Consider the following 7,186-nt stretch of genomic DNA (forward strand, 5'->3'; position numbering starts at 1 on the left):
CCCAAGGGCGGAAACGGCATCCAGTCGCTCGAACCTGGCGTGCCCGCCAGGTGTGAGTCTTAAGACACGGAGTATCTCCAAAATCTTAAGAACATCACGAAATCGATAATACAAGGGCGGAATAGGGTACTCCCGTATTCCAATCGCAAACGGTCATCCGGGGAGCACCAGGATGACCCTTCCAATCGCAAACGGTTGTCCGGGGAGCGCCCGGACAACCCTTCCGCCGGATGGATTCGGTCCCCGTGCGGCGCAATACGCGACTACGCTATTGCGCCCTACGACGCGGGCTCAAGACAGGCTTATCCCGGCGCTCCGACGCCTTCGCCGGGAACGGCTGCCGCCTTATTCCGGCCTACAACGGTTTGTAGGCCGGAATAAGCGAAGCGTTTCCGGCATTCCGGCTTATCGCGTCTTTATCGGAGGGTGAGAAAATGAAGCTTCAGATCGAGCGGCCCTACATCGAGGCGATGGTCGAGGAGTTCCCGGGATTGGCGCCGTTGAAGGAACAGCTGCGCTTCGGGAATCGCATCGAGGTGCCGTTCCAGCAACTGTCGAACAGCGAACTCGCTTTCCTCGGGAATCTTTACCGGCAGGCGGGGCCGGACATGCAGGCCCGGGCCGCGCAGCTCGCCACCCTGCAAAAGGCCATGAACGACGACGGAGTCCGGTTCGCGGCCGAGGACCTCGAAATGATGGTCCCGGCCATCGCCCGCTACCTGGCGACGGATGCGCTCCGGGGTTGGCTGTTCACCGCGAACGTGGCCAGCAGACCCTTGCCCTACGTCATCACCCGGCTCGACTACACCCCGGCCTCGAACGACGAGATTGGGAAAGTGTTCATCGAGCTGAAAGCCAACGCCAAGGGATCGATCGCCACCCATACCATCCGGATTTTGCCGAGCGACATCGCCGGCAAGACAGTGGCCGAGATTTTCGCCGCCAAGGGATTCCTGAAGGAAACATCCGAGCTCATCCGCAGCTACGATGAGACCGCGGAGCGTTACTTCGACTGGCGCGCCCGGTACGGGGCCCAGTTTTCCGGCCAGGGTACCGGCTTTTACGCGGAAGATCCGACGGCCTCGCACCGGGATACCGATTGGTCCCGCAAGGACGTGGTGGTGCTGTCGTCCGGAGGCGGCAGCGCGCGCCTGGTCAACGACGAGAGCATCCTGACCACGCGATCGCTTACCCTCGACGCCACCGGGGACATTCTGGGGCCTTATCTGCGGAAGGCGGCTAAGAGCAATCGCTACGACGCCGAGGATGAAGTCCAGGAATCGCAGGCCGCCATGCCGAAGGGCTTGTTCACGCAACTGCCCGTGCATTTCTTCATCCTCATGTTCCACCTGGACCTGCACCACTACCTCTGGGTGCACGTGGACGATATCGCGCCTTACCGGTACCAGCCCGCCTTAAAGCAGAAGCTGATCCTGCCGGAGGAACAGACCGATCTCATCGATATCCTGACCGCCGAGATGGACGTGCTGATGGACGACATCGTCGCCGGCAAGTCCGGAGGCACCACGGTGTTGTGTGCGGGCCCCCCGGGAGTCGGCAAGACTTTGACCGCCGAGGTCTACTCCGAAATCATCAAGCGGCCGCTGTACCGGGTGCACTCGGGACAGTTGGGGCTGAACGTCGCGGCAATGGAAACGGCGCTGAAGGACGTCCTCACCCGCGCCCAGCGCTGGGGTGCGGTCATGCTGATCGACGAGGCGGATGTCTACATCAAGCGCCGCGACGACAACATCACCATGAATGCGGTGGTCGGGGTGTTTCTGCGGGTGCTGGAGTATTTCAACGGGCTCCTGTTCCTCACCACCAACCGGGTGGACGACATCGACGAGGCCATCGTGTCCCGCTGTATCGCCCTGATCAAGTTTTACCCGCCGGATCGGGACGATCGGCGCAAAATCTGGAAAGTGATGACCGAGCAGTTCGCGCTGGACGTAGACGCGAAGCTACTCGACGAACTGGTAGACCTATTTCCGGCCGCAACCGGCCGCGACATCAAGGGACTGGCGAAGCTGGTGGCCAAGTACTGTCATCAGAAGCAGGTGAAGCCGACGGTGGAAGCCTTCAAACGCTGCTCGGTGTTTCGGGGGATGGATTTGGGCCGGGATGCGCCATAGTTTCATGTGGACGCCTCATGTGACGGAATGTACGGGTACGCCGTTCCCTCTTTCGGTTTTTCCCTAGAGCGTCGTCAGTTCTGACGTGTGGGGCTGAGTAGTATGAGACGTTGATTGGAAAAGGAAGCCGCCGTGGGCGGCAGTCTATTTTGATGCGGGTCTCGCCCCGCGGGCGAGTTCCTTTTCTTTGAGTGCCCAAAGAAAAGGAACCCAAAGAAAGGGCACCCGGATGGCGCGCTAATCCTGCGCGTCGCCGCCTGGAGCCGGGGGCGACAAAAGGCACTTCCGTGTGCCTTTGTCGCCGCGCGGCTTCCCGCCGCGCCCCTTCGGGCTGGTCCGGCTCCAGGCGGCGATGCTCGGGCGCGCCATAACGGGACAAAACAAAAAATCCATGCAGCGAACTCGAAAACGCCCTACGGATGGGCCTTAATGGCGTCGAAGGTGCTCGCCATCTCGTCGAGACTGACTTCGGCCACCAATGCGTCGGCGAAGACGTCGTCACCCGCCGCCCAGCGCTCGTGGTGATTGCCATCGGTTAAAGCCATGGATACCGCCCGATTGAGCTCATAGGCGCCGAATGCATAGCCGGCATCCCGAAGCGCCGACTGCATCGCGTTCTGGACCAGGCTCCGGACAGTCATGTGGGGTGCCGAAAAAGGCACGCTTCCGGCACGCCCGGCCGCGGCCTCGACGCAGGCGCGCTTGTCGTAGGAGGCGTGGCCGCGACAGGCGAGTGGACGCACCGGGTAAATGACGCAAACGCCGTTGGCGATGAACGGACACCGGCGCCTGAGGGCTACCCGTTGCTCCTCGCTCAGTCCTTGGGTCGCGCGATCGGCATCGGCGATCCGCTGCTCCAAATCGATTTCGGCACGTTTCAAGGCGGCGGATGCCCAACGGATATAGCGCGCGATCATCAGGATCTCGGGCGCCGTTGCCGTCACCCGAAGCGTGCAGCAGGTGGCGCATCCCTTATGACAGGCCAAGGGAGGCAGCCCCTCGGACTGAATTTCGACATTGCCTTCGAAACTGCTGAAGGCCTGTTCCAATAGTCCGTCGATCAGGTCCTCTCGGCCGCGTCTCGCGGCGAGGGTTTCGGCGAAGGCTTGGTGCTGCGCCTTGAAGAAGGCCAGAGGACCGGATTGATCCGCCATTGTTTCTTCCAGCATCGGTGAGTTTGTCATGCGTTATAAAAGTAGCCATATTGCGATCTCAATGTATCCAGGTCAACGTACCTGTCCAGCCTCTGAATTTTTCAGCGGCTCATCATGCCGGACGGGGTATTCATCACCTTACGGAGGAGTTCTCCTATGAGCGTGATTGCCCTGGCCTGGGGTGCCCATCCCGACTTTCCCCTGGTTCTGATCGCCAACCGCGACGAGCAACACGCCCGTCCGACGGCGCCGGCCGCCTGGTGGCCGACGGAGCCTGCCTATCTCGGCGCCCGCGACTTGGCGCGGGGCGGTACCTGGTTCGGAGTCGCCCGCGATGGCCGCTTCGCGCTCGTTACCAGCTTTCGCGATGGCTCGCCGACCGATCCCGCCGCGCCTACGCGCGGCCAATTGCCCCTGGACTACCTTACCGCCGACGAGGAGCCGGTGGTTCATGCCCGGCGTTTCGCCCGCGCCCGCGGCGGCCATCCGCCCTTCAATCTGCTCTTGGGTTCGCCGCGACACGTGTTCTATGCTGCTACCCGCGCTCGCCTGCCGCTGGCGCTCACCCCCGGCATACACACTCTGTCCAACGGACTGGTCGACGAGCCCTGGCCCAAGTGCGTGCGTTTGGACACGCTGCTGGGTTCTTATCTGAAAACCCACGGCGGCTTCGCGATGCTGCTGGGCGCCTACTCGGATCTATCCAAGGCTAGCGTTCGCGGCGCCGACGATCCGGCCTGCGCCGTCAAGCCGGTCTCCCCGGCCGATTTCGCCACAGCGGGATTCGCGATGCTCGCCGATCGCGAAACCACTTCTCAAGGACTGCCCGATACCGGTGTCGGCGCCGCGGAAGAGGAACGCCTCTCCGCCTGTTTCGTCGTTGGGCCCGAATCCGGTACGCGTTCGAGCACGGCACTGGTCATGGCGCGGGATGGCAGCGTCTACTTCGAGGAACGCAGCTTTGACCTGGCTGGTACCGAATCCTCAAGGGTCGTCGAGGAATGGACCCTAGATCCCAAAGTCTTTTCCGCGGGGGGTATCGATGACTAGAATCAGCGCGGGTTCCCGCCCGCAGGGAGCGCCCGCGCGCCGGAACACCCCGGCCGGCGAAGCGGTGCCCATACCGCCCGGACCAGAGACGATGCACGGGTTTTCTCCGCGCCGTTCCCATCGGGAACTGCCCTTGGCGCCGCGCTACGCGGAACTGGGCGAGCCTTACCATACGCTGGTGGCGGCCACGGCCTTGCCGAAGCCGAGGCTGGTGCATTTCAATGCGTCCCTGGCTCTGGAACTGGGTCTTGACGTCGGCGAAGCCGAATCGCCGGAATTTCTGCGAATCTTGGCAGGCAATCGGCCGTGGCCGAAGTACGCGCCGTCGGCGTCGGTCTACGCGGGGCATCAGTTCGGGGCCTGGGTGCCCCAACTAGGGGATGGCCGCGCGCTATTGATCGCGGAGGTACAAACGCCAGCCGGGGCGCGGATGGAGTTACAGCTCAAGGGTGCCGGGCGAACACCTTACTCACGGGGGCTCGACGGCCGCGCGGTGCTGCGCTCGTCGATACGGGAATACCTCTGTTCGGAGGCGATGCACGCCCTCGGCGTGCCCACCACGCGCTGCTTGAGCCTGGTTGCATCACCGGAGCCGGTCTATCGGGAAACAGTCGAAACCGCGGCCGTAGTCTGCCGGGTGGCACCGAGCTTCGTGCGCTTCGGACAGTTCGAATTCTTCTATCGCAACGGACAACACCAGCATCTCGCCCCCTTGGCTGAACATGTCATCGGCGAGCATTTTCCGCACCTCAAAGCCCGCCCGGATCGCTATGCCACCTGGCTGGGCGAGGTGATCGAGCGCACCGCCCGGCTGATCGCCCAATGGCAGGCTTTGGGTTTCTGCCATGGCGTCATGAACACCGACAACTTCTCAGGTTTAGGCTTGACCCTGGATTACGGCCCTTTCGGCTTCATGGACGCGTTTCGGCAATACCATGTCTGCAACCACTCGGACTATGAAGGCCGTTACGCCTATTACGCCCAACCCGAGATCGGGCAATGGAATTGCTCGCGGCTGCTGCGGGCCGCCTTGCCCCTGCTTTCCGAGCGGGAACCTGAAGCCTTGGAGATCGCCACCGGCATTTTCGAGCGCTACGCCCCCGTTTATACCCAGGCGATCATGCGCCGCTGGGCCGACAAGCTGGGCCTTTACGAGGTCCGTGACGGCGATGCCGACCTGGTCAATCGGTTCCTGGCCATCCTGCAGCGCGGCAAGAGCGATTTCACCCGAAGCTTCCGCCATCTCTCCAGGGTGCGCACGGACAGCGACGGGCGCGCGACTGGCGCTCGCGAGGAGATTGCCGACCTCGAAGCTTACGATGCCTGGATCGTCGATTATCGTGCCCGCCTGCGTGCCGAACAGAACACCGACGACGACGCACGAGCCAGGCGCATGGACCGCGTCAATCCCAAGTACGTGCTGCGCAACCATCTGGCTCAAGCCGCTATAGAGAAAGCAGCGGCGGGAGACGATTCGGAAGTGGAGAGGCTCATGCGGCTGCTCGGCCAGCCTTACGGCGAGCAGCCGGAGATGGACGCCTATGCCGCCGCGCCGCCGGAAGAGCTGCGGCACATCGAGGTCAGCTGCTCGTCGTGATAACGCGCCGTTCCCAACCCACCCTCGGCAAGGACCCGCTGGACATCCTGCGGATAGCGGTGTTTGCCGCCCATGCGCCCGATTGGGTAGTGCCCTCGGAAACCCTGAATCTGATGGGTGAGCGGGTAGCCGCAGGCGTCATCGACACTCTGGAACCCGAACGGGCATGGGCGGAACTGTCCCGTGGCCTGATGAGCGAGCGCCCCTCGCGGATGCTGGGAGTCCTGCGCCAATGCGGCGCTCTGGCACGCCTGCTGCCGGAAGTGGACGCTTTGTTCGGGGTGCCCCAGAGCGCGGACGATCCGCCGCAAGTCGACGTGGGCGTGCACCAATTGCGGCTGATCGATGAAATCGCACGGATAAAGGTCCCGCTGGCCACGCGCTGGGCGGCACTGCTGCACAAGCTGGGAAAAGCCGGTTCGCCGCGCGAATTCTGGCCTGGCCACTACGGCCACGAAGCTCGCGGCGAACCCCTGGTCAGAGCGGTCTGCGAACGCTTCAAGGTCTCCGCGGAATGCCGCGACCTGGCGCTGCTGGTGCTGCGCGAATGCGATCGCGTCCGTCGTGCCGTCGATATGCGAGCCGCGGCGATCGCCGCCTTGCTCGATCAGGTGGAGGCGCTACGCCACGCCGAGCGTTTCGAGCAGCTGTTGGCGGTATGCACCTGCGATTATCTCGCTTACCCCGGACATGAGATCGGGGATTACCCGAAGGCCGAACGGCTACGCCGAGCGTTCAAGGCGTTTGCGAGCGTTGATGCGGCTACGGCCTCCCGGACCGAGATAGGCGCGGAGCTTTTCGAACGGCGCGCCCAAGCTATCGCGGAGGCACTGCAAAGCGAGCGGTGGACCTACCCGTAGCGGGATCGGAGATCCCCTTGGTGCATTTTCGGATTGGGTGTCTGGTCCCGTCATGGCACGCCCGAGCATCGCCGCCTTGAAACGGACTAGCGCGTTTTCTGGTCTGGTGTAGCGCCCGTAATAGCGGGCGCTACACGTCTTGATCCCATTCGGACGCCCCCGAGCATCGCCGCCTTGAGCCGGACCAGCCCAAAGGGGCGCGGCAGGGCGAGGCGGATAAGACGCGTGTCCGGTGAACACGCGTCCCGCCGAGCGGGTTCGCCAAGGGTGAGCCGGAAAAGACGGGAGGCCAGTGGCCTCCCGTCCCGGCGAACGCCCGTACAGGACGTACGGGCCGGACTTTTCCGCGTAACAAGGACGCGGAGCGGAAAAGGCGAACCCCGGCCTTCG

The 7,186-nt window shown here is 63.4% G+C and carries 5 protein-coding genes; 4 read left to right on the forward strand and 1 reads right to left on the reverse strand.

Annotated features, from left to right (window positions below):
* Positions 1–434 precede the first annotated feature (434 nt).
* Positions 435–2,135: an ATP-binding protein gene (locus tag VEB01_RS09055; protein WP_324874728.1), complete on the forward strand. Its 1,701-nt coding sequence runs from the start codon at positions 435–437 to the stop codon at positions 2,133–2,135.
* Positions 2,136–2,548: 413 nt separating this feature from the next.
* Here VEB01_RS09055 and VEB01_RS09060 read toward each other — a convergent pair whose 3' ends face one another.
* The gene (locus tag VEB01_RS09060) at positions 2,549–3,289 is read right to left on the reverse strand and encodes a YkgJ family cysteine cluster protein (RefSeq protein ID WP_324874730.1); all 741 of its coding nucleotides are present in this window, start codon (positions 3,287–3,289) and stop codon (positions 2,549–2,551) included.
* 156 nt (positions 3,290–3,445) lie between these two features.
* Between VEB01_RS09060 and VEB01_RS09065 the strand changes: the two genes are divergently transcribed.
* Genes VEB01_RS09065 through VEB01_RS09075 form a run of 3 tightly spaced genes read left to right on the forward strand, consistent with a single transcriptional unit; the run spans position 3,446 to position 6,796 of the window.
* Positions 3,446–4,339 (forward strand): NRDE family protein, encoded by an 894-nt coding sequence (locus tag VEB01_RS09065; RefSeq protein WP_324874732.1) that lies wholly within the window; start codon positions 3,446–3,448, stop codon positions 4,337–4,339.
* Positions 4,332–5,936 (forward strand): protein adenylyltransferase SelO, encoded by a 1,605-nt coding sequence (locus VEB01_RS09070; protein ID WP_324874734.1) that lies wholly within the window; start codon positions 4,332–4,334, stop codon positions 5,934–5,936. The genes VEB01_RS09065 and VEB01_RS09070 overlap by 8 nt, the downstream gene beginning before the upstream one ends.
* On the forward strand, positions 5,933–6,796 hold the full coding sequence (locus tag VEB01_RS09075) for a tRNA nucleotidyltransferase/poly(A) polymerase-related protein (protein WP_324874736.1): 864 nt from the start codon (positions 5,933–5,935) through the stop codon (positions 6,794–6,796). Before VEB01_RS09070 ends, VEB01_RS09075 begins: the two co-directional genes overlap by 4 nt.
* Positions 6,797–7,186 lie beyond the last annotated feature (390 nt).

This window comes from Methylocaldum sp. (assembly GCF_035627495.1).
Taxonomy (GTDB): Bacteria; Pseudomonadota; Gammaproteobacteria; order Methylococcales; family Methylococcaceae; genus Methylocaldum.